Origin of the sequence: Serratia sp. Ser99 (assembly GCF_024519545.1) — a bacterium.
Lineage (GTDB): Bacteria > Pseudomonadota > Gammaproteobacteria > Enterobacterales > Enterobacteriaceae > Serratia > Serratia liquefaciens.
Genome location: NZ_JALJRT010000001.1, coordinates 618,965 through 641,570 on the forward strand (window position 1 = coordinate 618,965; position 22,606 = coordinate 641,570).

Here is a 22,606-nt window from a genome sequence, read left to right on the forward strand (position 1 = left end):
CGCGACAAAGCGGTTCACCCTTATCCTCCCCGGCAGTACCCTGTGGGCACCACGGTTACATAGAAGGGATGTGATATGTATAAGACCATATTAGTGCCGATCGATATTGAAGAAGATCTGTTGACCGAGCATGCGCTGGAGCATGTGGTGTACCTGGCGAAAATGTCCGGTGCCAAAGTGCACTTTTTCCATGCGCTGCCGGACGCCTCGGCATTCGTTACCGCTTACTCGTTCGGCATCAAAGAGTTTGAGAACAAGGCGGAAGTGAAGGCGGTGGATAAGCTTAAGCAGATCATGGCGGAAATCGACCTTCCGCTGGAGCGGCTGGATTACACCGTCAGCTTCGGTTCGCCACGCGATCAGGTACTGGAACTGGCGGAGGAAATCGAAGCCGATCTGATCATCATCGGCTCGCGCCGACCGAGCGTGAAAACCTATCTGCTGGGTTCCAATGCGGCGGCCATTGTTCGCCATGCCAATATTTCGGTGATGGTTGTCCGGTAATCCTTTCAAATCAGGCCCGCAGTTTAACGCTGTGGGCCTGCCTCATTATTAAACGTTAGCGACAGAGAGCCGCAATCTCCTCATACAACGCCTGCGGGATGGTGACGCCGTGCTGTTCGCTGTATTGCCGTTGTTGAAAGCGCCGTTCACCCGGAATGCGCGCCCCTTGCTCGCTCATATCAGCAAACAAGGCTTCCGCCCTGGCCAAATGCGCCACCTTATCCGGCCCCAGAAAACGATCGGGATCCATGGCGATGATCAGCTCGCCGCCGTAAGGGGAGGAGCCGGTCTGCCGATCGTAGGCCAGCGATTCCTTACTGGTCATATCGCCAATCAACGGCCCGGCAAGCAGTTCAACCATCGCCGCCAGCGCCGAGCCTTTATGACCGCCAAAGGTCAGCATCGCACCTTGCAACACGCTTTGGGCATCGGTAGAGGGTTTCCCCTGTTGATCTATGCCCCAGCCTGGCGGCAACGGGGTACCGGCACGACGATGCAGTTCAATCTCGCCGCGTGCGGCGGCGCTGGTGGCCATATCAAAAATAAAGGGGGGCCGCTGCGGCCGCGGCCAGCCGAAGGCGATAGGGTTGGTACCGAACAACGGCCGGCTTCCCCCTGCTGGCGTGACCCAGGCATGGCTGGGCGTGCAGGCCAACGCCACCAGGCCTTGATCGGTTAAAGGTTCGATATCGGCCCATAGTGCCGAGTAATGCACACAGTGGTTAATGGCCAGCGCGGCAATGCCGTTGGTGCGTACCTTTTCGACAAAAACCGGCAGCGCCGTGCGATAGGCCAGCAGCGAAAAAGCATCGTGGGCGTCGACCCGCAAGATCGCCGGGGCCTGATCAATCAGCGTCGGACGGGCATCGGCGGAAACTTTGCCCGCCAATAGCGAACGCACGCAGCCAAGCACTCGGTACAAACCGTGCGAAGCGCAGCCGTCACGTTCACCGGCCGTCACATTTTGGGCGACGGCATCGGCGTGTTCGGCGCTGAATCCGTTACTGCGCAATGCCTTCAGCGCCAGCTCATAGGCTTGCTCCAACGTCAGCCTCTGGGTTTGCGTCATCAGATATCTCCTCTGGATTTACTCTTCTTCATCACCGGCAAAATTCGCCCGAGGTAAACAGGTATAGGCGCCCCAGTAGTAGATCGCCAGCGCAATGACTGCGACGGTGATGGTGTCCCATGGGTGACCGATAGCGTTGATGCCGCCAAAACTGCCGAGATAAGAAGCGATGATAATCAGCGCATAGAAGGCGATCAGCCACAGCGAGGACCAAATCTGCTGTTTGAGGCTGACGGCGTGGGTCGGCACCTTATTTTTGAACAGGATATAGACCACAAACATCAAGATTTGCAGGCCGAGCAGCCAGGAGACGGTATTCCAACCGGACCAGTAGACGATCAGCGCCGAGATGATAAATGACACCGGACCGAGCACGCAGAAGCCGCGCACGAAAAATGGTCGCGGCAGCTCAGGGGCATTGCGGCGCAGGCCGGCGGCGGTGACGGGCGCAATCGCGTAACTCAGGACCAGCGCGGCGGAAACCACGCCGATCAGCTTCTCCCATGAAGGGAAGGGCAGCGTCCAGAAGATCGACAAGGCGAAAGTCAGCCAGAGAGCAGGACGCGGAATGCCGGACTCGCCGTCGACGCGAGTGAATATTTTAAAGAAGGTGCCGGCGCGCGCCCAACCGTATACCACGCGTGGTGTGGCGTTCATATAAATGTTGCCGGTGCCGCTCGGCGAGATAATCGCATCGCTCACCACCAGAAAAGCCAGCCAGCCCATGCCCAGGGTGATGGCGATATCACGGTAGGGCAGCGAAAATTGCTGGCTGATCCCGGCCCAGCCGCCGCTCAGCATCTCGCTGGGAATACTGCCGAGGAAAGCCACCTGCAGCAGCACGTAAATGAGCGTGGACAACACCACCGACAGGATCAGCGCGATAGGAATGGTGCGCTGCGGGTTTTGCACCTCGCTGGCAACCGAGATAATCGGCGTCAGGCCCAGATAGGCGAAAATAATCCCCCCGGCGGATATGGCGGCTTCGACGCCGGCGGAGCCAAAGGGGGCAAACCCCTGGCTGTGCAGGTTTTCGGGTTTGAAGAAACTGAACAACACGACGATTACCAACAGCGGCACCACAAATTTAATCACGCTGATCAGGTTGTTGGATTTGGCAAAGGTTTTGACGCTGTAGTAGTTCAGCGCGAAGAAAAAACACAGCAGCAACAGTTGGACCAGCCAGCCGATCAGCGTCGGATCGCCGGAGCCCGGTTGGCTCAAAAAAGGAAACCAGGCGGCGGCGTATTGACGGGCGGCCACGATCTCAATGGATATCAGGCTGGAGAACGCGATCAGGGTAATAAAGCCCAGCAGATAGCCCATCAGTTCACCGTGGGAAAACACCGGATAGCGGATAATACCGCCGGCGCGCGGCAGCGCTGCGCCCAGCTCACAATAGACAATGCCGAGCAGCAACACCGCCAGGCCGCCGATCAGCCAGGAGTAAATACCGGCCGGGCCGGCAATGGAAGAGACGTGGCTGGCGGCGAACAGCCAGCCGGAACCAAAGATTGCGCCCAGGCCGATAAACGTCAGATCGGTGAGCGTAAGCTGCTTCTTGAATTTGCCTCGGGTTGTCATGGAATGACCCTTTTGTTATTAGGTGGCAGACAGATGCGATTTGGTCAGTCGTTGGCTGGTGAGCGGAGAGGTTCACGGGTGTAAATCCCGTTAACCAGCCGCAGCAGGCCCAGTGGATTGCTGTCTTGCAGCTGCGGGGGCAGCAATGCAGGGGGGTAATTCTGCAGGCAGACCGGGCGCAGAAAACGTTCAATAGCCAGCGTACCCACCGACGTACCGCGTGCGTCGCTGGTGGCCGGATAAGGCCCGCCGTGCACCATGGCATCGCAGACTTCTACCCCGGTCGGATAACCGTTAAACAATACCCGCCCCGCTTTTTGGGCCAGCCGTTGGGCCAGCGGTTCTACGTCGGCCAGATCCTCGTTTTCTGTCAGCAGCGTGGCGGTCAGTTGCCCCTGCAGGCTGTCCAGTGCGGCGGTCAGCTGTCGACGATCTTCCACTTCAACCAGAATGGCTGCCGGGCCAAACACTTCCTCTTGCAGCAGCGGGTTTCCGCTGAGCAGCAAATCGAAATCGGCCTGATAGAGCTGTGCCGTTGCTAAATGCGGGCGCTCTTCGCGATGACCGGCCAGGTGACGGATGCCGTTTTGCTCATCAAGAGCAGCCAATCCGCGGCGGTAATTGGCCAGCGTGCCGGCATTGAGCATGGCTTGAGCAGGCGCGGCGTTGACCTGTGCGGACAGTTCGCGCACAAATTCGCTGAATGCTTCGCCGCGTTGCCCGATGATCAGCCCAGGCTTGGTGCAGAACTGGCCGCAGCCGAGGGTGAAGGATGCGACCAGCTCGCGGGCGATCTGCTGCCCACGGCGGGCTAAAGCCTGCGGCATAATGATTAGCGGGTTGATGCTCGACATCTCGGCAAATACCGGGATCGGTTGGGCGCGCCGCTGGGCCAAATCGAACAAGGCCCGGCCGCCCCGTAGCGATCCGGTGAAACCCACCGCCTGAATGGCCGGATGCTGCACCAGTTCCGCGCCAATGTGGTCCCCGTAAATCATGTTGAAAACTCCGGCCGGGATCTGCTGTTGTTCTCTTGCCCGTTCGATGGCCAGCGCGGTCAGTTCTGCGGTGATCATATGGCCGCTGTGCGCCTTGAACACCACCGGACAGCCTGCGGCCAACGCGGCCGCGGTGTCTCCGCCTGCGGTGGAGAATGCCAATGGGAAATTGCTGGCACCAAACACCGCCACTGGCCCGAGGGCGGTGCGATACTGCCGCAGATCCGGGCGGGGCACCGGCGTTCGTTGAGGCAATGCGCTGTCTATGCGCACGCCATGCACATCCCCACGGCGCAGCAGGGTGGCAAACAGTCGCATTTGGCCGCTGGTTCTGGCCCGTTCGCCGCTCAGTCGGGCTAATGGCAGGGCGGTTTCCTGCATGGCGAAGCCGAAGAAATCCTCATCCAGAGCGTCTAATTGGTCGGCAATGGCCTCAAGAAAGTCGGCTCGACGCTCGGCGCTGAGCTGAGAATAGGCCGTGAATGCTTGTGCGGCGGCATCGGCGGCGGCGGCGGCTTCTTCGTGACTGGCCGAGAAAAAAACGTGGCCGGTCGGCAGACCGTTGTCGGCGCGCAGGCTGACAAGCTGGGCCTCGCCGCTGGCACGGCGTTGACCGCCGATAAACTGTTGGCCGCTGATGGTATGGGCGTTGGACATGGGTTCCCCCGTTGGGTCAGTGACAGAGCCCGGCAGGCCGCCGGGCGTGAGTGGCGATCAGAGGCCGACATCCGGCAGCGCAGGGCGGTTGGCCAGCGCTTTTTTGACCACTGCGGTGACCTCGGCCAGGGTATCGCCCTGCAATGCCAGACGTGGCGGACGGGTAATGGCGCTGCCGCGACCCACCAACTCTTCACACAGCTTGATGCACTGCACCAGATCGGGACGCGCATCCAAATGCAGCAGCGGCATAAACCAGCTGTACAGCGCCAGCGCCTCCTCGAAGCGTTTTTGCTTCGCCAGACGGAACAAGGTTTCGCCTTCACGCGGGAAGGCGTTAGACATGCCGGAGATCCAGCCTTCGGCGCCGACGGCGATGCTTTCCAGCACCACGTCATCCAACCCGGCGAACAGCACAAAGCGATCGCCCACTTCGTTGCGCAGATCGATAAAGCGACGGGTGTCGCCAGAGGAATCCTTGAAGCAGACGATATTTTCGCAATCGACCAGTGACGTCAGGATGTCCGGCGTCACGTCGTTTTTATAAATCGGCGGGTTGTTGTAGACCATGATCGGCAGATCGGTGGCGGTAGCGACGCTGCGAAAATGCGTTGCGGTTTCATGGGGTTTGGCTGAATAGACTAACGCCGGCATTACCATAATGCCGTCGACGCCGACCTTCTGGGCTTCGCGCGCCATATTGCGCGCAAAGGCGGTGGTGAACTCGGCGATACCGGCAATCACTGGGACCTGACCCTGAGCTGCGTCGCGTGCCACTTCAATCACCGACAGTTTTTCCTGAACGGTCAACGAGGTGTTCTCACCCACAGTGCCGCACACCACCAGGCCCGAAACGCCGTCTTTGACCAGGTTTTTAATCACCGTGTGGGTGGCGTCGAGATCCAGAGAAAAATCGCTGCGGAACTGGGTGCTGACCGCCGGGAATACGCCGCTCCAGCTAATGGCTTTATGGCTCATAGTGTTTTTCCTGTCGTCCAAGTTTGTTAATCAATGGTGAATTATTGGTAAAATCCAATCACAGATTGACCTGTATTGTTCGCAGGGGCTTGACGGTTTTCGCCGAATGCCATGACGAAATTGGCACAGTGAGGCGGGGTTTCAGACGAGAAGGAACCTGATGCACAAGGCACCATAGCGATTTTTTTACTAATATAAATCAGTGTATTAAAGGGTTATGGTGGTGCGGAAGTCGCGCGGCGTTGAACCGGTCATGGCTTTGAATTGACGGCTGAATGCGCTGTGATCGGTGTAGCCGCACTGCAAGGCGATGTCGGTAATCGGCATATCGCCGGCCAGCAGTTCGGTGGCTTTTTCCAGCCGCACCTTGTGGATCATCTGGCGCGGCGTGAGATGAAAAATGCGTTTGCAGTAACGTTCAATCTGCGCCACGGAAAGTGCAGTGAGCGTCGTCAGTTCCTCAAGTGCGATCGGCCGGGCGTAATGCTGGCGAATGTAGACATCGATGGCCGCCAGCCGCTGATAGGCTGGGTGATTGGCCTTGGCTTCCTGCAGATCGTGCGAAATGCCGGCCATGCCGATGATTTTGCCCTGCGCATCGTACAGCGCCAGCTTTTGCGTCAGGCACCAACCGGTCTCACGTCCGTTATACAAGTGCATTTCCAGCTGATCCTGGATCAGCTCCCCGTGACGCAGCACGCGGAGATCCTGCTCGGTATACCCCGATCCGAGCTGGGCGGGGAAAACGTCCGCCGAGGTTTTGCCCAGCAGCGGCGCGACGGTTTTAAACCCACAGCGTTTGGCCAGCGTCAGATTGGCGAACAGATAACGGGCTTGCACGTCTTTGATGAAGAACACCACGTTGGGCATGGCATTGAACAGCGGGGCGATCAACGCCAGGGAATTAAGCAGGTCGCGCAGAGTATTCGGCCGTTGCTGTGCCAGGCCGTCGCACCAGCGGGACAGTTGCTCAACGGCGAAAACGTCATCTTCCTGTTCATCGAAAGCGGGCCTGGTGTCAGTGATAACCTGATGGCGTTGAGTTAATCGCATGGCAATACCTTTCCCCGCTGGATGGCACAGAATCTGGAGTGGCCGGGCCGGCCATGTTGACGCGCCTCATCAATATTAACTTTCTTGTAACTTTTCAAGCGCAGCCGTCAATTATGCGGATCACCGCAAACTTTTTCCCTCCGTGACACATTCCACGCAGAAAAAAATCGCATCTTTCGCACAAGTCTGGAAATAACATAAAAGTAACGATTTGATAAATAACTCATTCTTATGGCTCATCGCTTTTCTCTGTTCGGCGTTAACCGGATATCCAATTAAGGATTGTGCTGATTTCTGCATGTGCCGAGCCGAAATGTATCAAGCCGCCGCTGACATATTCGGTCAGTCTAACGCCAACGGTAACATTTCATTAACTCAGGAGGCTCCGATGGCACTTTCTTCGCATTTCACCGCGCTGCGGGCGATCGATTCCCATACTGCCGGTGAACCTACCCGGTTGATCATCGAAGGGTTTCCCGATTTGGGTAGCGGCAGTATGGCGGAGCGCAAAGCCCGATTTGCCCAAGATTATGATGATTGGCGCAGCGCCATCATTCTGGAGCCGCGCGGCAATGATGTGCTGGTCGGGGCTTTACTCTGCCAGCCCTGTTCGCCGCAGGCCGCTGCCGGGGTGATTTTCTTCAACAACGCCGGCTATTTGGGCATGTGCGGCCACGGCACCATTGGTCTGGTGACCTCATTGGCCTATTTGGGGCGAATTGGCGTGGGAGATCACCTGATTGAAACGCCTGTCGGTACGGTAAATGCCAGACTGCATGAGGATGGCAGCGTGACGGTGGAAAACGTACCGGCCTATCGCTACCGCCGCCAGGTAAGGGTGGAGGTGAGCGGCTATGGCCCGGTGGTGGGTGACATTGCCTGGGGTGGGAATTGGTTTTTCCTTATCGGTGAACATCACCTGGCGATCGATACGCAAAACCTGGACGCGCTCACCGCTTTTTGTTGGGCGGTGCGGGTGGCTCTGGAGTCTGCGGGGATTTATGGCGAAGACGGCGGGGTTATCGATCATATCGAACTGTTTGCCGCCGATCCGCAGGCGGACAGTCGTAACTTCGTGCTTTGCCCGGGTAAAGCCTATGATCGCTCACCCTGCGGGACCGGCACCAGCGCCAAACTGGCCTGTCTGGCGGCCGACGGCAAACTGCAACCGGGTGAGATCTGGCGCCAGGCGAGCGTGATCGGCAGCCAGTTCAGCGGGTATTACCAACGCAACGGCGATCGGGTAACGCCGTTTATCCGTGGGCAAGCCTATGTATGCGCTGACAGCCAACTGCTGTTGGATGAGCGCGATCCTTTCGTTTGGGGTATCCGCTGATGGCTGCCGACAGGCGTGCTGAAGCGATCGTGGTGGGGGCCGGCATTATTGGTGCCGCCTGCGCCTGGCGCCTGGCGCAACAAGGGCTGCAGGTGCTGCTGGTGGATAATCAGCGCGCCGGTGCGACCGCCGCAGGCATGGGGCACCTGGTGTGTATGGACGACAACCCTGCCGAGCTGGCCTTAAGCGCCTACTCACTGCAGCTGTGGCGCAGCCTGGTGGAACGACTGCCGGAAAACTGCGCCTGGCGTGGCTGCGGTACGCTGTGGCTGGCAGAGCGGGACGATGAAATGGCGATTGCCGAAGCCAAGTGCCAACGTATGGCGGAGTATGGCGTGGCCAGCGAAATACAAAGTGCCGCACAGGTGGCAGGCCTGGAACCTATGCTACGCCCCGGTTTGGCGGGCGGGCTGCGAGTGCCGGGCGATGGCATCGTCTATGCACCTAACGTGGCCCGCTGGCTCGTGAACGACGCCGGGTCGGCAATCAGAGTCATTACCGGGGAGGCTTGCGCGTTGGAAGAACGGGCCATCGTGCTGGCGAGTGGTGAGCGTCTGACGGCACCGGCAGTGGTGCTGGCCTGCGGTCTGCAGGCCAACAGGCTGCTGGAACAGCCCATACTGCGGGCCAAAAAAGGGCAGTTGGCGATTACCGATCGCTATCCGCACAGGATCCATCATCAGTTGGTTGAATTGGGGTATGGCGCCAGCGCCCATGCCAGCGACGGGACTTCGGTGGCGTTTAACGTTCAGGCGCGCCCAACCGGCCAGTTGTTGATCGGCTCATCGCGCCAGTTTGACGCCCCAGGCAATGACATCGATTTTCCGTTGCTGGCCGCAATGTTGGCGCGCGCCAACGCTTTTCTGCCTACGCTGGCACAGATGAACGTCATTCGCTGTTGGACCGGCCAGCGTGCCGCCTCCGCCGACGGTTTGCCGCTGTTGGGCCCGCATCCGCAACACCGTTGGCTGTGGCTGGCGCTGGGGCACGAAGGGTTAGGCGTCACCACCGCGTTGGGCAGTGCTGAGCTGATTTCCGCCCAGATCCATCATCATCGCCCGGCGATTGACGACACGCCTTATCTGGCTGCGCGCATGTTCAGTACGGAGGTATTGCCGGTATGAGCCAAAAGCAGGATCTACTGAATGTGACCCTTAACGGTGAAAGCCTCTGGGTTCCGGAAGGGGTTAGCGTGGCGGCGGCGCTCAGTCTGAGTGGCGAGGACAGCTGTCGCGTTTCGGTCAGCGGGCAAGTGCGCACGCCGTTTTGTGGCATGGGAGTTTGCCAAGAGTGCCGCGTGACCGTAAATGGCCTGCGGCGGCTGGCGTGTCAGACCCTCTGCCAGCCGGGAATGCAGATTGAGAGGACGGAGAATGGGTGACCTCGTGTGCGATGTGTTGGTTATCGGTGCGGGCCCGGCCGGGCTTGCGGCGGCCCGGGCGGCGGCAGAAAGTGGCCAGTCGGTGCTGGTGCTTGATGATAACCTGCGCCCGGGCGGGCAGATCTGGCGTGACGGACCCAACGTGGCGCTACCGGCGCTGGCGCAGCAGTATCGGCGGGCGGTGGAAGCGCTGAGCAACGTGACCCTGCTGAACGGGGTGAAAATCATCGCTTGTTGTGGGCCGCAGAAAATCCTCTACGAAGCTGCGACTGGCAGCGGAGTGGTGGACTATCAAACATTGATCTTGTGCTGTGGCGCACGTGAGTTGCTATTGCCGTTTCCCGGTTGGACGTTGCCTGGCGTCACCGGTGCCGGTGGGTTGCAGGCGCAGATTAAACAGGGATTGCCGATCAAAGGGGAGCGGGTGGCGATTGCCGGCAGTGGCCCGTTACTGATGGCGGTGGCCGACAGTGTGATTAAAGCAGGGGGAGAAGTGGTGAGGGTGGCAGAACAGGCGTCAGCCATGCACCTGGCGGCGTTTGCTGGCGGGTTGTGGCGTTGGCCAGCCAAATTACGCCAGTCATTTGCCCTGTTCAACCGTCATTATCGTCCTGACAGCTTTGTGCTGGAGGCAATAGGTGATCAACGGCTGACGGCGATACGGCTGCAGACGGGCACTCGCGTGACGACGCTGGCCTGCGAACGCTTGGCCTGCGGTTTTGGCCTGGTGGCGAACGTCGAACTGGCGATGCTGCTGGGCTGCCGCCTTAGTGATGACGCCGTTGCCGTGGACGAGAACCAGCAAACCAGCCAGCCGAAAATTTATGCCGCCGGTGAATGCACCGGAATAGGGGGCAGCGAACTGGCACTGACGGAAGGAGCGATTGCCGGGTATGTCGCCACCGACAATCAACAACGGGCGAAGGGATTGATGCGACAACGTGATAAATGGAGGCGATTCGCCGATGCTGTGGCACAGGCTTTTGCCTTGAATCCCGCGCTGAAAGCGTTGGCAGAACCGCAAACTTTGGTGTGCCGTTGTGAAGATGTTTCCTTAGGCCAGCTAAACGGCTTTCCTGACTGGACGGCGGCCAAGCTGAGCAGCCGCTGTGGCATGGGGGCTTGCCAGGGGAAGATTTGCGCGACGGCGGCGCGTCATTTGCTTGGCTGGCCGCTACCGGCACCGCGGATACCATTGACGCCGGTAAGGATCGAAACCTTGGCCCGATTGAACGACATCGAGACTGACGAATAAGCCTGCTACACTCAGGCAAGATGACCGGACAAATCGGGCGGATAACGGATGACGAATGCACTGATTACGCTGGGGCTGTGCCTGCTGTTAATACCGCTTTTGTTGTGGTTGATTAGCCGGGCGCTATCGGCCGCAAAAGATAAAAAGCCGCAAGGTGGTAAACCTAAACCCAGGACCGGCATGCCGCATGGCGATGATGAGTGATCCTTACGGGCGCGTGGGGCAGTGCGCCGACCGCGCCGTTGGTATTACCTTCACTGTGGCCAGTAATAGGTTTTCTCATGCCAGCCTTTACCATACATGCAGGCTTCTATGGTCGCTGAGCGAGCATCTTCGTTACGATCGTTCTGCACTGTCTTGAACGAGGGCTGTTTTTCGTAGCGGTAACCTGCCGGGCAGTCTTTTTTGTCTTTTTTACAGCTTTGGTATTGGTTTTCGTAGCTAAACTCAAAATCTCTCACCACATCGGGAGGGAAACGTTCGTAACCGCGAGCTTTGCATTCAGCATATTCCATGTCGCGGGTGGCATTGCCGGCACCGGGTTTCTCCCACTGGGTGCAGGCGGTTAATGTCATTAATGGCAAAATAATCAAAAAGCTAAACGTCTTCATGGTATCCCTAACTCTTCCTTTCGTCCTGTATTCACACGCTAAGAATCTTCCTAAGCGAGATAGGGCATGAGTGTAATAAACTGATGTTAAAATTGGAAATGATAATAGTTATTGTTTAGGCGAGGTTGATGTAATACCGACAGTGCAGGGCTAAGAACGTTACTCCCAATCATGAAATAGTCCCGCTTGTTATAATGTACCTGCTAACTTTTATTGAATATATATGGGAAGTGATTTTTTAAGATATTTACCTAAAGATTAATTCTTATTATTGGTTACACAAAGGTATTTGAAGAACCGTGAATTAGAATAGGGACTTTTTTATTGCTTTTTATAAATTATCGAAATTAAAACTATTATTAAATTTGCCGGTAATACGATTGCAATTCATGCGCAAATTTTTTAGATTCAGGATCGAGAAGTGATTGTCATGATGATGAAGACGTTAAAGGGAGTTTTATTTTGGCGAATAAATCGGAAGTACCTAAAGACAGTGCTGATTTACCTTCATTATCAGAAGATTGTGACAGGTTAAGAAACCTTTCCGATGTTGGGGATTCATTGGGTTATGGTCGTACTCGTTTTTATCAATGGTGCCGGGGACGCGGTTTTCTCACGCTGATGAATGCGCCTTCAGCAGAGATGATAAGCGCGGGTTACATGGTGACGACGTTATCAGATAATGGTTACTCACGCGTTTATGTGACTGAGGATGGTTTTAATTTTGTGGGTGACGCCTTTCGCGAAGACATTCAAAAACGTATGGTCAAGCTTTAAGGAAATTATAAAAATCTTATTCATTTCAATATACTAACTACGGAATTTTCTTATGCTATCGACCGCGTTGTCTAACAAACATCGCGGTTGGCGAGGACCAATCCGTTGTGCTCCCGATGTTCTTCAGATCACTGGAAATTATCTTATTTTTGTATTGATGTTATCCCAGCGCTACAGCCGCAGCCTATTCTGTTGCTACTATAAAGACTGGTTTTTCCCAGGAGCTCAGGATGAAGCATTACGCCGCGTTATTTGTTACTACCTTGCTGTTGTCTGGCTGCGCTACGCAGTCCGTTCCGCTGCAGCAGGCCGAATTACCGCCTCCTAGCCGACTGTTGCTTTATCAAAATATGCCGCAGACGCCTTATGCGACCCTGGTGGTAGTACGTGACAGCGGAATGTTGGCAGGCAGTTGCCGAACCGGGGTTTATATCAACGGGGAGTTTGCTGCGTCGCTGGCGGCGAAAGAAAAGGCTGAGTTCCGGGTTCCGGTCGGCAATAATGAAATCAGCATTGGGCAGGATATGATCGAAAACAGTCTGTGTATCTGGCGCGATACCAGCGGCCGGCTACCGATGACGTTGCGTGCCGGTGAAAGTCGCTATTTCCGCGTGGCAGGAGATATGCAACGCGGATTTGTTCTGCAGGCCGGCAGGCCGTAATTCTGGCGGGGCAGTCAACGCCCCTGCCACCATCCCCACAGGGTAATCAAAAGCCAGGCCGCTGCGATCCAACATATTACCGCAGCGGCCAGCGCCCAAGACAATCTCATGCTGTTGATAAAGAAATACAGCGAGATCAGGTACACCAGATAGGGTAAAACGGCCCACATGCCAAAAATCAGCGTGGTTCTCAACGCTTCGATTGAGCGTTCGCTGCCGACGATGTAATGGGCAATCAGTGCAAAGGTAGGGAACAACGGCACCAAACCGGCAATATAGTAGCTGCGACTTTTGGCAAGCAGGCCAATGAGTACCACCACCAGTGCGCCAATCAGCGCTTTTACCACGATGCCCATATGTTTCTCTGACGTAAATAAAAACACATTGCCTGAAAGTGTCAGGGTGATCAATCACAGGGGCAGGGGGAAAACGGGCCCGCGGTTATGGCAGGCCGGAAGTGCGGCAGCTTATTGGCGGTAGGCGTGCTTAATCTGCTGAATGCTGTTTTTAAAGATCTCGGCCTGGGTGGGATCTTCAATCTGCGCGATAAAGCGTTCCATGTTGATAATGACTTTCCCGGCGTCGGCCTGACCGATCGATTTCAGGATCAGCGTTAGCGTGGCTTTAAGGCAGGCGACTTCTGTCGCCAGCGTTTCCGGGTTTGCAGACGTAGTAAAGTCAACGTTGCTCATTTTCTCTCCTGATTTTTGAGGCCGAAGCCTGAAACAATGTGCTTTTTGACGCGCACCCACACCGATTGAACTTACTCAGACATGCAGATGCGTATTTAACTGGGCGCGGAGTATAGCATAGCATGCAGATATCCATCTGCATTGATAGCGTGAATCGGCCTGAACTGCAGTTATCCGCATGCTGGACGAGAATTAAACGGTCTTAAGATTATAGTGCATACGCACTACTGATTAATAAAGCGATTGACTTCTCATGACATCCCGTTGCCAGAAGAATAATGCTTAAGTTATTTTGGACAAGTTAATAAGTCGTTGTCCACGAGCTTATTGTTTACGGGCTGATATTATTTAAATGTTTAACGCTGCCATCTTGCTCGATGTAACCCAAACGTGAAGTGAATAATTTTTTTCGTAATAGATTTTGTACTGATGGATAATGCCATTTTTACTATTTTGTTTTATTTCAATGCATTACAGTTTTGTTGTGTTCGTGTTAATATAATCTGTGCTGTGATTGTTTACACAGATTTTACCTGCGGTGTAGGATTGACGCAGTATCATAAACTTGGGCATAGTGGGTAATATTGGTGTCGCCTGCTTTTCATCGGCGGACGACCACTTTATCGGGCTACGCTGAGTGACTAAAATTCAAAAATCAGGCCCACAGCGCAAAGTTAATCGGGAGTAAGTATTAATCTGTGTTCATTCTTGGCTGAAAAACAAGTAATATCTCGGGCTATAACAGAGGCTGATTGCGTTACTCCCTTCTTTTTGGAGATTTTTCCTTGATTAGCGTTCTTCTTGTTGATGACCACGAACTGGTGCGCGCAGGGATTCGACGCATTCTTGAAGATATCAAAGGTATAAAAGTTGTCGGGGAGGCCCAGTGCGGTGAGGACGCCGTGAAATGGTGCCGTGGCAATGCTGTAGATATCGTTCTTATGGATATGAATATGCCGGGCATTGGCGGGCTGGAAGCCACGCGTAAAATTGTACGCTATGCGCCGGACGTAAAAGTCATCATGCTGACTATTCACACTGAAAATCCATTGCCTGCAAAGGTGATGCAAGCCGGTGCCGCGGGCTATCTCAGTAAAGGCGCTGCGCCGCAGGATGTGGTGAATGCCATTCGTACTGTGCAAGCTGGGCAGCGTTACATTGCGTCCGATATTGCTCAGCAAATGGCGTTGAGCCAACTGGAGCCGCAAACGGAAACCCCGTTTAGCTGCCTGTCTGAGCGTGAGCTACAGATTATGCTGATGATCACCAAAGGCAAAAAAGTTAACGAGATCTCAGAACAGCTGAGTCTCAGCCCCAAGACAGTGAACAGTTATCGTTACCGCATGTTCAGCAAGCTGAATATCAGCGGTGATGTTGAATTGACACACCTGGCTATTCGACACGGATTGTTCAATGCGGAGACGTTGTTAAGCAGTGAGTGACCGTTTTGATGCCAAAGCATTTCTCAGTACCGTAACCAGCCAGCCTGGCGTCTACCGTATGTACGACGCTACTGGCACGGTTATCTATGTCGGTAAAGCCAAAGACCTGAAAAAGCGCCTCGCCAGTTACTTTCGCCAACAGGTGAGTAGTCGAAAGACTGAGACGTTGGTTAAAAATATCGCCCAAATAGACGTAACTGTTACTCATACCGAAACAGAAGCGCTATTACTGGAACATAACTACATAAAGTTATACCAACCGCGATATAATGTTCTTTTGCGAGACGATAAATCTTATCCGTTGATCTTCCTCAGCGCGGACAGCCACCCACGCCTGGCGGTTCATCGCGGCGCTAAACACGCCAAAGGGGAATATTTCGGGCCGTTCCCCAATTCTTATGCCGTGCGTGAAACGCTGGCGCTGCTGCAGAAATTGTTCCCGATACGCCAGTGCGAGAACAGCGTGTATCGCAACCGTTCGCGTCCCTGCCTGCAATATCAGATTGGGCGTTGCCTGGGGCCTTGCGTCGCCGGATTGGTGAGTGAGGAAGAGTACCGGCAGCAGGTGGATTACGTGCGCCTGTTCCTGTCCGGTAAAGATCAGCAGGTATTACACCAGTTGATCGAAAGGATGGAAAACGCCAGCAAGACACTGAACTTTGAAGAAGCGGCACGCATTCGCGATCAGATCCAGGCGGTGCGAAGGGTGACCGAACGTCAGTTCGTTTCCGGCAATAGCGACGATCTGGACGTCATCGGCGTGGCCTTCGATGCCGGTATGGCTTGCCTGCACGTGCTGTTTATCCGTCAGGGTAAAGTGTTGGGCAGCCGCAGTTACTTCCCGAAAGTGCCGGGCGGCACCGACATGAGCGAAGTGGTGCAAACCTTTGTCGGCCAGTTTTATTTGCAGGGCAGCCAGATGCGCACCTTGCCGGCGGAAATTCTATTGGACTTTACTCTGCCGGAGAAAGACCTGCTGGCTGAGTCGCTTTCAGAACTTGCCGGCCGGAAAATTCAGATTCAGAGCAAACCGCGAGGGGATCGCGCACGCTACCTTAAATTGGCTCGTACCAACGCGGCGACGGCGCTAACCACCAAGCTTTCACAGCAGTCGACTATCCATCAGCGGTTGGCCGAATTGGCGAAGGTGCTCAACCTTGCCGAAATTAACCGCATGGAATGTTTCGACATCAGCCACACCATGGGTGAGCAAACCGTGGCTTCCTGTGTGGTATTTGACTCGAATGGTCCGCTACGTTCGGAATATCGGCGCTATAATATCACCGGCATAACGCCAGGGGATGATTATGCCGCGATGGCGCAGGTATTGAAGCGCCGTTACGGTAAGGCTCTCGAAGAGAAAAAAATCCCCGACGTTATCTTTATCGACGGCGGCAAGGGGCAACTCGGTATGGCGATTGATGTATTTAACTCGCTGAACGTGACCTGGGATAAAAACAAACCCTTGCTGATTGGCATCGCCAAAGGGGCCGACCGCAAAGCCGGGTTGGAAACGCTGTTCTTTGTACCGGAAGGCGAGGGTATTGCCTTGCCGTCGGATTCACCGGCGCTGCATGTTATCCAGCATATCCGCGATGATTCGCATAACCACGCGATAACCGGGCATCGGCAGAGAAGGGCAAAAGTAAGAAACACCAGCGCGTTGGAACTGATCGACGGCGTTGGGCCAAAACGGCGACAGGTGCTGTTGAAGTATATGGGCGGACTTCAACCATTATTGAACGCCAGCGTTGAGGAAATTGCAAAAGTGCCGGGTATTTCACAAGCATTGGCAGAAAAGATCTACAATGCATTGAAACACTGAGGGCAATGTAGCAACATACTCTTAATTCCCACTCCAGCCAGATAGTTACCGTAGCATTATGCAATTGAATATACCGACTTGGCTTACTCTGTTTCGCGTAGTTCTGATCCCATTCTTTGTTCTGGCATTTTACCTGCCGTTCACTTGGGCTCCGATGGTTTGCGCCGTCATTTTTGTGTTTGCTGCCATAACCGACTGGTTTGACGGCTTCCTGGCCCGTCGCTGGAAGCAAACGACCCGTTTTGGGGCGTTCCTCGATCCTGTGGCGGACAAAGTGATGGTGGCGGTTGCGCTGGTGCTGGTGGCAGAACACTATCACACTTGGTGGATTACCCTGCCTGCGGCGACCATGATTGCCCGTGAAATTATCATCTCGTCGCTGCGTGAGTGGATGGCGGAGATCGGCAAGCGCAGCAGCGTGGCGGTGTCCTGGATTGGCAAAGTCAAAACCATGGCGCAAATGATGTCGCTGGTCGGGTTGCTGTGGCGTCCCGATCGCACCGTCGAGTATGTGTCTTTTGGTTTGCTGTACATCGCGGCGGTGCTGACTTTCTGGTCAATGTTCCAATATTTGAACGCTGCGCGGAAAGATTTGCTGGAACCCTGATCAAAGCGATGCAAAAATCGTCAAACGAACGTAATGAGACAACAATTTTATTGACTCATTACGTCAGGTAAGTAGAATGCATCGCATCAGACGGCAGCGGTGATTTGGCGAAAGATAGCAAAAAAATCAGTAAGTTCTGATTAATGCGGGAATAGCTCAGTTGGTAGAGCACGACCTTGCCAAGGTCGGGGTCGCGAGTTCGAGTCTCGTTTCCCGCTCCAAATTTGATGAAGCTGGTGTTTCACGAGCTTTAGCCTGATAAAGGCAAACAAGAATTTAGGCGCGTTAACAAAGCGGTTATGTAGCGGATTGCAAATCCGTCTAGTCCGGTTCGACTCCGGAACGCGCCTCCAATTTTCCCGAGCCCGGGTGGTGAAATCGGTAGACACAAGGGATTTAAAATCCCTCGGCTTATGGCTGTGCGGGTTCAAGTCCCGCCCCGGGTACCAGGAAAATAAATTCCAGAATAATCAAAGCAATAAGTAGTAATGTCGTGACCGCCGGAAGGCGGTTTTTTTGTGTCTGAAATTCCCCTTTCCCCGATTTTTCTCTTCCGGTTTTATTCTGTTCTCATGCCTTGAACAATTTACTGTTGCCTACAATAGGGGCTATCATCCGGCTGTCAGTTTTAAACATGGATGCATGGCCGTTTTTTAAAGACGGTTGGCGATAAGTGAACTATAACCAGATAGTGCAATAGATAAGGAGTGTTGGATGAGAGGGGGGCTATTTTTATTGGCGATTGTCATGCTATCTGGGTGTTCGGGGTCTTTTGGATCGATCCTGGGTGTGATCCCGCAAAGCTCCGATGTTTGCCCTCAAGGGAAAAATGCCATCACCGGTGAATGCCGTTAGGCAACATCGTCGATTTATTGCCGGGCCGAACCCTTTGGCCAGTGTGGATCTCTTTCGATAACCCAATCAAGCCATATCCGGCTGTTTGATCGCTGTGCCGATCGCCGGATACTGCCTGTTCCAGGCCTTAGAACCTAACCTCCGCTGCCCAGGAACGGAAGACTATTCGCACTGCAGTTTGCCACCCACATCACGGCCACGACGACGGCGATGGAAATGATCGCGCACAGATCCGATTTGCGCATGCTTCTCCTTAGCGAGCGTTGATCCCAATAACCTCGATTGCCGCTCTGTGCAGTTTCTGACAGTACTCGTCGGGTTGCCTTTCAATTTCAGCGATGAGATAGGCGAGAATGTTTTGCTTGCTGATGGGTTTGTTCGCGGAAAGCACCTGAATAACGCCTTTGCCGAGCAGGCTGTATATTTGTTCACGGTATGTCTCGATATCTCTATCGTGGAGACCGTAAAGGGAGTAATCGATCATAGAATTTTACCGCTGGTGAAATTTAAAGTGCCAGCCGAAGCTGGCAGAGAAGCCATTAAAAAAATAAAGTCGTGCAAATTTCACTTAGGCTGATATCTAAGTGGAATGTTAACGATAACGTAGTAAGAATATTCCCATCAATAGGCAGTTGTAAGCCAAACCGCTAATTAGGAAAAACCTCAGGCTAGCGCCGCAGCGGTGATATTTACCGTTGAAGGCCCGGCAAACGGCGCGGTGGCAGAGTCTCAATCTTCTGTCTGTGACCCCAGGCTTTCGGGCAATAACTGCGCCAGCAGCAGGTCGAGAGTCAGCATCAGTCCATAGCGTGCCGTACTGCCGCCGCTGAGTGGCAACACCTTATCCGCCAGCCCGGCCAGCGTAGTGCCCGCAGGGGTTAGGGCGATGCGATAAGCACCGGTCGCGCCGGCCAGTTTGGCCGCGTTCAGCAAATCGCTGTTTTCCCCACTCATAGACAGCAGGATCACGCACTGTTGCGTGCTGAGCGTGGAGGCCGTCATGCGCATCAGCGCCGCGTCCTGGCAGATAAATGCAGGGTAACCCAAGCCCACCAGGCGCTGTTGCAGCTCATTGGCATAAAGCGCCATGCTGTTTACGCCAAAAATATGTACGCTCTTGGATTGGCTCAGCTGCTGGCAAGCATCGATCAGCGCTGCATGTTCTACTTGCTGCAGCTGTTGATGCAAGGTGGTTTCCACGTCGTTGACGCGCTGTAGCCACAGCCGCGGTGGGCCATTAGGCGTGGCTTGGGCGGTCAAATAGCGTGAGCCGCTCACGCTGGCCTGAGCCAGTTTCATGCGCAGATCGCGAATATCGTCGCAGCCAATGGTTTTGGCAAATCGGGTAATGGTGGCCGGGCTGACCCCCGCTTGGCTGGCCAGCAATTCGATGGTGGCGGAGGAGGCGAAGGCAATATCGTCCAAAATGGTCTGTGCGACTTTGGCCTCCTGCTGACTGAACTGATTTTGTCGTGCGCGGATCTGATAGACGATGTCGCCAATATCTTCACAACCGATGGATTTAGCAAAACGGCTGAGGGTGGTGGAGCTGACGCCAGGCAGTTTGCCGATGCCGGCCGCGGAGGCAAAGGCGATATCCATGCCGCCGAGCACGGGTTGGGCTACCTCAGTAGGAGGGGGGGTTGCCGTCGACGGGGAGCGCATTAGCGCGATAAAGTCGTTAAGATCCTGACAGCCAAGGGATTGGGCAAAATGAGCGACGATCTCGGTGCTGACACCTGCTCGCTCTGCCAATTGCTCAATGGTTGCTGTTGATGTAAACCCCGGGTTGTCCAGTATGGTTCGGGCAACTTTTGCTTCCTGGCGGCTGAACGGATCCTGGCGAAACTGAATGTGGTAAACGAGATCCATGACTGCAGTGTCCCTTCTGTAATGCCAACCGGCGATCTGTGCTTCAAATTAGCCTGTTTTTCACACGGCATAAAGCGATAACCAGAAGAATAAGCCAATGAAAATAATTTTCAATCAGGACAGATTTGAAACGAGATGCTCTTCGCATTGTTTATCAGGTAGTGATTTATCACTTTGTTTTTAAACGTTAAAGACAGGTTTTAAATTTTGTGGTTATGAAAAATTAGATCGCCGATCACAGTGTTGAAAAAAATTTTCACGACGAAAATTCTTTAATGCATTGTTTTTAAACGATTAGCCAAAAGTCATAATCAAATCGTATGGAATCAAGGTATTTACAAGAGTGTTACGGAACTGTTTTATATTTGCATCGCCAAGTGGCTAACAACCGGGATACTAAAAATGCAAACCATCGTCTTATGCTGCGCAGCAGGCATGTCGACCAGCATGCTGGTACAAAAAATGAAAGCTGAGGCGCAAAAACGGGCGCTGGATATCGTGATTGAAGCCGTGCCGGTGGCGGATTTCGAGCGCATCGTCGAGCGTGCGGACATTGTACTGCTGGGGCCGCAGGTGAAATATGAACACGCACGCCTTTCCGAACTTGCTGCGCCCTTGGGTAAAACTGTCGCGGTGATCGACATGATGGATTACGGCACCATGCGTGGAGACAAGGTGCTGGATAAGGCGCTGGGCTTGTTAGCCTGATAACACCCTGAGGGGCTTGGCCCCATTTATCCTTTATTTATTCATCGACCGCGGGTTATTTCATGACTCTCGGCGGGATCGCTGCGCCTGAAATAAGGCCGGGGAGGTGATGGTGGATTTGGAAACTAGCGTTATGGAGTTGCTGGTTCATGCCGGCAGCGCTCGCAGTTCGCTGCTTTCGGCGCTGCAACTGGCACGTCGCGGTCAGTTCGCAGCCGCAGAGGTTAAGTTGGAAGAGGCGAAGGCCGGCATCGGGAGGGCGCACGGCATGCAGACGGAGCTGATTGGCATGGATGAGGGGGTTGGGAAAATACCGGTCAGTCTGATTCTGGTGCATGCGCAGGATCATTTGATGAATGCCATGCTGATTCAAGATCTGGCCACCGACATGATCGAGCTTTATCGCCGTTTACCGCAGGGGCAAAGCAATGACTAAGATAACCGTAATTGGCGGGGGCAGCAGCTACACGCCGGAGTTGGTCGAGGGGCTGATCGCCCACTATCAGGACGTCCCGTTAACCGAACTGGCGTTGGTAGATGTAGAGTGCGGCCGCGAGAAAGTGGGCATCATTGCCGAACTGACCAAAAGAATGCTCAAGCGCAACGGGCTGGAGCAGGTGGTGGTGTCGGTACATTTCGAGCTGGAACCGGCCATTCGCGGTGCCAGCTTTGTACTGACTCAACTGCGGGTCGGGCAACTGGCAGCCCGTGCTGCCGATGAACGCCTGGGTTTGAAATACCAGCGTCTGGGGCAAGAGACCACCGGTGTCGGCGGCTTCGCCAAGGCATTGCGCACCATTCCTGTCATGCTGGAAGTGGCGCGTACCGTAGAAGCGGTAGCGCCGGACGCCTGGATCATCAATTTTACCAATCCGGCCGGTATTGTCACCGAAGCGGTCTCCCGTTACAGCAAGGCGAAGATTATCGGCTTGTGCAACGTACCGATCACCATGCACCACATGATCGCCGACATGCTGAAGGCACCTCATGATCAGGTCGATCTCCGTTTTGCTGGACTGAACCATATGGTGTGGGTACATCAGGTAACGCAAAGCGGCATGGATGTGACCGCCCAGGTGTTGGAGATGCTGAGCAATGGCGAAACGCTGTCGATGAACAACATCAAGGATCTGCCTTGGCCGCCGGCGTTTTTGCAGGCGCTGGGTGCGATCCCTTGCCCATATCATCGCTATTTCTACCAAACCGCCGGCATGCTGGAAGAAGAGCTTGAAGCCGCTGCGGCTCAGGGAACCCGTGCTGAACAAGTGATGAAGGTAGAGGCAGAGCTATTTGCACTGTACGCCGACCCAACGCTGGATAAAAAACCAGAGCAGTTGAGCTTCCGTGGCGGTGCTTTCTATTCAGAAGTGGCGGTCGAGCTGATCCGTGCCATTCACAATAACAGCGGCAAGGTGCTGGTGGTGAACACCCGCAATAATGGTGCGATTCAGGGCCTGCCGGATGACGCAGTGATTGAAACCAACTGCGTGATCGACGCACAGGGCGCTCACCCGCTGAGCTTCGGGCCGCTGCCGCTGGCCATGAACGGGCTGACTCAGCAGGTGAAAGATTTCGAACGTTTGACCATTGAGGCCGCGGTGCATGGCGATCGTCACAGTGCGCTGTTGGCGCTGGTGGTGAATCCGCTGATTGGTGGCGTCGGTATCGCAGAACCTTTGCTGGATGAGGTGCTGAACCTTAACCAAGCCTATTTGCCGCAGTTCAACTAAGTCGATATTC

The 22,606-nt window shown here is 54.6% G+C and carries 23 protein-coding genes and 3 tRNA genes; 16 read left to right on the top strand and 10 right to left on the bottom strand.

From position 1 onward, the window contains the following. Positions 1–75: 75 nt before the first annotated feature. Complete coding sequence (locus NR114_RS02930; RefSeq protein ID WP_020826219.1) at positions 76–504, top strand: universal stress protein; 429 nt, start codon at positions 76–78, stop codon at positions 502–504. A gap of 55 nt (positions 505–559) precedes the next feature. Here the strand turns inward: NR114_RS02930 and NR114_RS02935 are convergent, their stop codons facing one another. The 5 genes from NR114_RS02935 to NR114_RS02955 form a co-directional block, all read right to left on the bottom strand. Beyond that, positions 560–1,573: an Ldh family oxidoreductase gene (locus NR114_RS02935; protein WP_174574041.1), complete on the bottom strand. Its 1,014-nt coding sequence runs from the start codon at positions 1,571–1,573 to the stop codon at positions 560–562. An 18-nt stretch (positions 1,574–1,591) separates the two neighbouring features. After that, positions 1,592–3,157 carry an APC family permease gene (locus tag NR114_RS02940; RefSeq protein ID WP_234530420.1) on the bottom strand — a complete coding sequence of 522 codons (1,566 nt, stop codon included), beginning with the start codon at positions 3,155–3,157 and terminating at the stop codon, positions 1,592–1,594. A 44-nt stretch (positions 3,158–3,201) separates the two neighbouring features. Next, the gene (locus NR114_RS02945; RefSeq protein WP_234530419.1) at positions 3,202–4,812 is read right to left on the bottom strand and encodes an aldehyde dehydrogenase (NADP(+)); all 1,611 of its coding nucleotides are present in this window, start codon (positions 4,810–4,812) and stop codon (positions 3,202–3,204) included. A gap of 57 nt (positions 4,813–4,869) precedes the next feature. Next, on the bottom strand, positions 4,870–5,790 hold the full coding sequence (locus NR114_RS02950; protein ID WP_020826223.1) for a dihydrodipicolinate synthase family protein: 921 nt from the start codon (positions 5,788–5,790) through the stop codon (positions 4,870–4,872). Between the two features lie 207 nt (positions 5,791–5,997). Continuing rightward, positions 5,998–6,843 carry an AraC family transcriptional regulator gene (locus NR114_RS02955; protein ID WP_020826224.1) on the bottom strand — a complete coding sequence of 282 codons (846 nt, stop codon included), beginning with the start codon at positions 6,841–6,843 and terminating at the stop codon, positions 5,998–6,000. A 388-nt stretch (positions 6,844–7,231) separates the two neighbouring features. Between NR114_RS02955 and NR114_RS02960 the strand changes: the two genes are divergently transcribed. The 4 genes from NR114_RS02960 to NR114_RS02975 are packed head-to-tail and all read left to right on the top strand — an operon-like array spanning position 7,232 to position 10,815. After that, on the top strand, positions 7,232–8,179 hold the full coding sequence (locus NR114_RS02960; protein ID WP_234530418.1) for a 4-hydroxyproline epimerase: 948 nt from the start codon (positions 7,232–7,234) through the stop codon (positions 8,177–8,179). Beyond that, the gene (locus NR114_RS02965) at positions 8,179–9,303 is read left to right on the top strand and encodes an FAD-binding oxidoreductase (protein WP_234530416.1); all 1,125 of its coding nucleotides are present in this window, start codon (positions 8,179–8,181) and stop codon (positions 9,301–9,303) included. Before NR114_RS02960 ends, NR114_RS02965 begins: the two co-directional genes overlap by 1 nt. Continuing rightward, positions 9,300–9,560 carry a (2Fe-2S)-binding protein gene (locus NR114_RS02970; protein ID WP_234530415.1) on the top strand — a complete coding sequence of 87 codons (261 nt, stop codon included), beginning with the start codon at positions 9,300–9,302 and terminating at the stop codon, positions 9,558–9,560. Before NR114_RS02965 ends, NR114_RS02970 begins: the two co-directional genes overlap by 4 nt. After that, on the top strand, positions 9,553–10,815 hold the full coding sequence (locus NR114_RS02975) for an FAD/NAD(P)-binding oxidoreductase (RefSeq protein WP_234530414.1): 1,263 nt from the start codon (positions 9,553–9,555) through the stop codon (positions 10,813–10,815). The genes NR114_RS02970 and NR114_RS02975 overlap by 8 nt, the downstream gene beginning before the upstream one ends. A gap of 254 nt (positions 10,816–11,069) precedes the next feature. Here the strand turns inward: NR114_RS02975 and NR114_RS02980 are convergent, their stop codons facing one another. Further along, positions 11,070–11,426, bottom strand: a complete 357-nt coding sequence (locus tag NR114_RS02980) for a hypothetical protein (protein ID WP_020826230.1) — start codon at positions 11,424–11,426, stop codon at positions 11,070–11,072. 462 nt (positions 11,427–11,888) lie between these two features. Here NR114_RS02980 and NR114_RS02985 point away from each other — a divergent pair, with 462 nt between their 5' ends. Both NR114_RS02985 and NR114_RS02990 read left to right on the top strand, forming a co-directional pair. Continuing rightward, on the top strand, positions 11,889–12,203 hold the full coding sequence (locus tag NR114_RS02985) for a hypothetical protein (protein ID WP_071844565.1): 315 nt from the start codon (positions 11,889–11,891) through the stop codon (positions 12,201–12,203). Positions 12,204–12,433: 230 nt separating this feature from the next. Further along, positions 12,434–12,865 carry a hypothetical protein gene (locus NR114_RS02990; RefSeq protein WP_046373938.1) on the top strand — a complete coding sequence of 144 codons (432 nt, stop codon included), beginning with the start codon at positions 12,434–12,436 and terminating at the stop codon, positions 12,863–12,865. Positions 12,866–12,879: 14 nt separating this feature from the next. Here NR114_RS02990 and NR114_RS02995 read toward each other — a convergent pair whose 3' ends face one another. Then, on the bottom strand, positions 12,880–13,221 hold the full coding sequence (locus NR114_RS02995; protein WP_020826234.1) for a GlpM family protein: 342 nt from the start codon (positions 13,219–13,221) through the stop codon (positions 12,880–12,882). A 111-nt stretch (positions 13,222–13,332) separates the two neighbouring features. After that, complete coding sequence (locus NR114_RS03000) at positions 13,333–13,557, bottom strand: DUF2594 family protein (RefSeq protein ID WP_020826235.1); 225 nt, start codon at positions 13,555–13,557, stop codon at positions 13,333–13,335. 785 nt (positions 13,558–14,342) lie between these two features. Here NR114_RS03000 and uvrY point away from each other — a divergent pair. From uvrY to NR114_RS03030, 6 genes are all read left to right on the top strand, one after another. Then, positions 14,343–14,999, top strand: coding sequence for a UvrY/SirA/GacA family response regulator transcription factor (gene uvrY, locus NR114_RS03005; protein WP_041414407.1), 657 nt, complete (start codon positions 14,343–14,345; stop codon positions 14,997–14,999). After that, a complete protein-coding gene (uvrC, locus tag NR114_RS03010; RefSeq protein WP_020826237.1) occupies positions 14,992–16,824 on the top strand; it encodes an excinuclease ABC subunit UvrC in 1,833 nt (610 codons plus the stop codon). The genes uvrY and uvrC overlap by 8 nt, the downstream gene beginning before the upstream one ends. A gap of 58 nt (positions 16,825–16,882) precedes the next feature. Continuing rightward, a complete protein-coding gene (pgsA, locus tag NR114_RS03015; RefSeq protein WP_020826238.1) occupies positions 16,883–17,431 on the top strand; it encodes a CDP-diacylglycerol--glycerol-3-phosphate 3-phosphatidyltransferase in 549 nt (182 codons plus the stop codon). 145 nt (positions 17,432–17,576) lie between these two features. Continuing rightward, positions 17,577–17,652: transfer RNA gene (locus tag NR114_RS03020), tRNA-Gly, on the top strand. Between the two features lie 58 nt (positions 17,653–17,710). Continuing rightward, positions 17,711–17,784 (top strand) — tRNA-Cys (locus NR114_RS03025). A 10-nt stretch (positions 17,785–17,794) separates the two neighbouring features. Continuing rightward, positions 17,795–17,880, top strand: a tRNA-Leu gene (locus tag NR114_RS03030). A gap of 659 nt (positions 17,881–18,539) precedes the next feature. Here the strand turns inward: NR114_RS03030 and NR114_RS03035 are convergent. Together NR114_RS03035 and NR114_RS03040 are read right to left on the bottom strand one after the other, a co-directional pair. Beyond that, positions 18,540–18,770: a biofilm development regulator YmgB/AriR family protein gene (locus NR114_RS03035; protein WP_020826240.1), complete on the bottom strand. Its 231-nt coding sequence runs from the start codon at positions 18,768–18,770 to the stop codon at positions 18,540–18,542. A gap of 245 nt (positions 18,771–19,015) precedes the next feature. Beyond that, the gene (locus NR114_RS03040) at positions 19,016–20,158 is read right to left on the bottom strand and encodes a MurR/RpiR family transcriptional regulator (protein ID WP_234530412.1); all 1,143 of its coding nucleotides are present in this window, start codon (positions 20,156–20,158) and stop codon (positions 19,016–19,018) included. Positions 20,159–20,560: 402 nt separating this feature from the next. On the opposite strand from NR114_RS03040, the gene NR114_RS03045 reads away from it, so the two are divergent. From NR114_RS03045 to NR114_RS03055, 3 genes are all read left to right on the top strand, one after another. Continuing rightward, a complete protein-coding gene (locus NR114_RS03045; protein WP_020826242.1) occupies positions 20,561–20,866 on the top strand; it encodes a PTS sugar transporter subunit IIB in 306 nt (101 codons plus the stop codon). A gap of 109 nt (positions 20,867–20,975) precedes the next feature. Further along, positions 20,976–21,302, top strand: coding sequence for a PTS lactose/cellobiose transporter subunit IIA (locus NR114_RS03050; RefSeq protein WP_115059177.1), 327 nt, complete (start codon positions 20,976–20,978; stop codon positions 21,300–21,302). Continuing rightward, positions 21,295–22,596 carry a 6-phospho-beta-glucosidase gene (locus NR114_RS03055; protein WP_256813989.1) on the top strand — a complete coding sequence of 434 codons (1,302 nt, stop codon included), beginning with the start codon at positions 21,295–21,297 and terminating at the stop codon, positions 22,594–22,596. Before NR114_RS03050 ends, NR114_RS03055 begins: the two co-directional genes overlap by 8 nt. Positions 22,597–22,606: the final 10 nt, after the last annotated feature.

Bases quoted from the DNA above. Each gene is read 5' to 3' on its own strand.
- NR114_RS02950 (WP_020826223.1), bottom strand. From the start codon at position 5,790: ATGAGCCATAAAGCCATTAGCTGGAGCGGCGTATTCCCGGCGGTCAGC.
- NR114_RS03000 (WP_020826235.1), bottom strand. From the start codon at position 13,557: ATGAGCAACGTTGACTTTACTACGTCTGCAAACCCGGAAACGCTGGCG.
- NR114_RS02980 (WP_020826230.1), bottom strand. From the start codon at position 11,426: ATGAAGACGTTTAGCTTTTTGATTATTTTGCCATTAATGACATTAACC.
- NR114_RS02995 (WP_020826234.1), bottom strand. From the start codon at position 13,221: ATGGGCATCGTGGTAAAAGCGCTGATTGGCGCACTGGTGGTGGTACTC.
- NR114_RS03035 (WP_020826240.1), bottom strand. From the start codon at position 18,770: ATGATCGATTACTCCCTTTACGGTCTCCACGATAGAGATATCGAGACA.
- NR114_RS03055 (WP_256813989.1), top strand. From the start codon at position 21,295: ATGACTAAGATAACCGTAATTGGCGGGGGCAGCAGCTACACGCCGGAG.
- NR114_RS02955 (WP_020826224.1), bottom strand. From the start codon at position 6,843: ATGCGATTAACTCAACGCCATCAGGTTATCACTGACACCAGGCCCGCT.
- NR114_RS02940 (WP_234530420.1), bottom strand. From the start codon at position 3,157: ATGACAACCCGAGGCAAATTCAAGAAGCAGCTTACGCTCACCGATCTG.
- NR114_RS03050 (WP_115059177.1), top strand. From the start codon at position 20,976: ATGGTGGATTTGGAAACTAGCGTTATGGAGTTGCTGGTTCATGCCGGC.
- NR114_RS02960 (WP_234530418.1), top strand. From the start codon at position 7,232: ATGGCACTTTCTTCGCATTTCACCGCGCTGCGGGCGATCGATTCCCAT.
- NR114_RS02930 (WP_020826219.1), top strand. From the start codon at position 76: ATGTATAAGACCATATTAGTGCCGATCGATATTGAAGAAGATCTGTTG.
- NR114_RS02990 (WP_046373938.1), top strand. From the start codon at position 12,434: ATGAAGCATTACGCCGCGTTATTTGTTACTACCTTGCTGTTGTCTGGC.
- pgsA (WP_020826238.1), top strand. From the start codon at position 16,883: ATGCAATTGAATATACCGACTTGGCTTACTCTGTTTCGCGTAGTTCTG.
- NR114_RS02935 (WP_174574041.1), bottom strand. From the start codon at position 1,573: ATGACGCAAACCCAGAGGCTGACGTTGGAGCAAGCCTATGAGCTGGCG.
- NR114_RS02945 (WP_234530419.1), bottom strand. From the start codon at position 4,812: ATGTCCAACGCCCATACCATCAGCGGCCAACAGTTTATCGGCGGTCAA.
- NR114_RS03040 (WP_234530412.1), bottom strand. From the start codon at position 20,158: ATGGATCTCGTTTACCACATTCAGTTTCGCCAGGATCCGTTCAGCCGC.
- NR114_RS02965 (WP_234530416.1), top strand. From the start codon at position 8,179: ATGGCTGCCGACAGGCGTGCTGAAGCGATCGTGGTGGGGGCCGGCATT.
- NR114_RS03045 (WP_020826242.1), top strand. From the start codon at position 20,561: ATGCAAACCATCGTCTTATGCTGCGCAGCAGGCATGTCGACCAGCATG.
- NR114_RS02970 (WP_234530415.1), top strand. From the start codon at position 9,300: ATGAGCCAAAAGCAGGATCTACTGAATGTGACCCTTAACGGTGAAAGC.
- NR114_RS02975 (WP_234530414.1), top strand. From the start codon at position 9,553: ATGGGTGACCTCGTGTGCGATGTGTTGGTTATCGGTGCGGGCCCGGCC.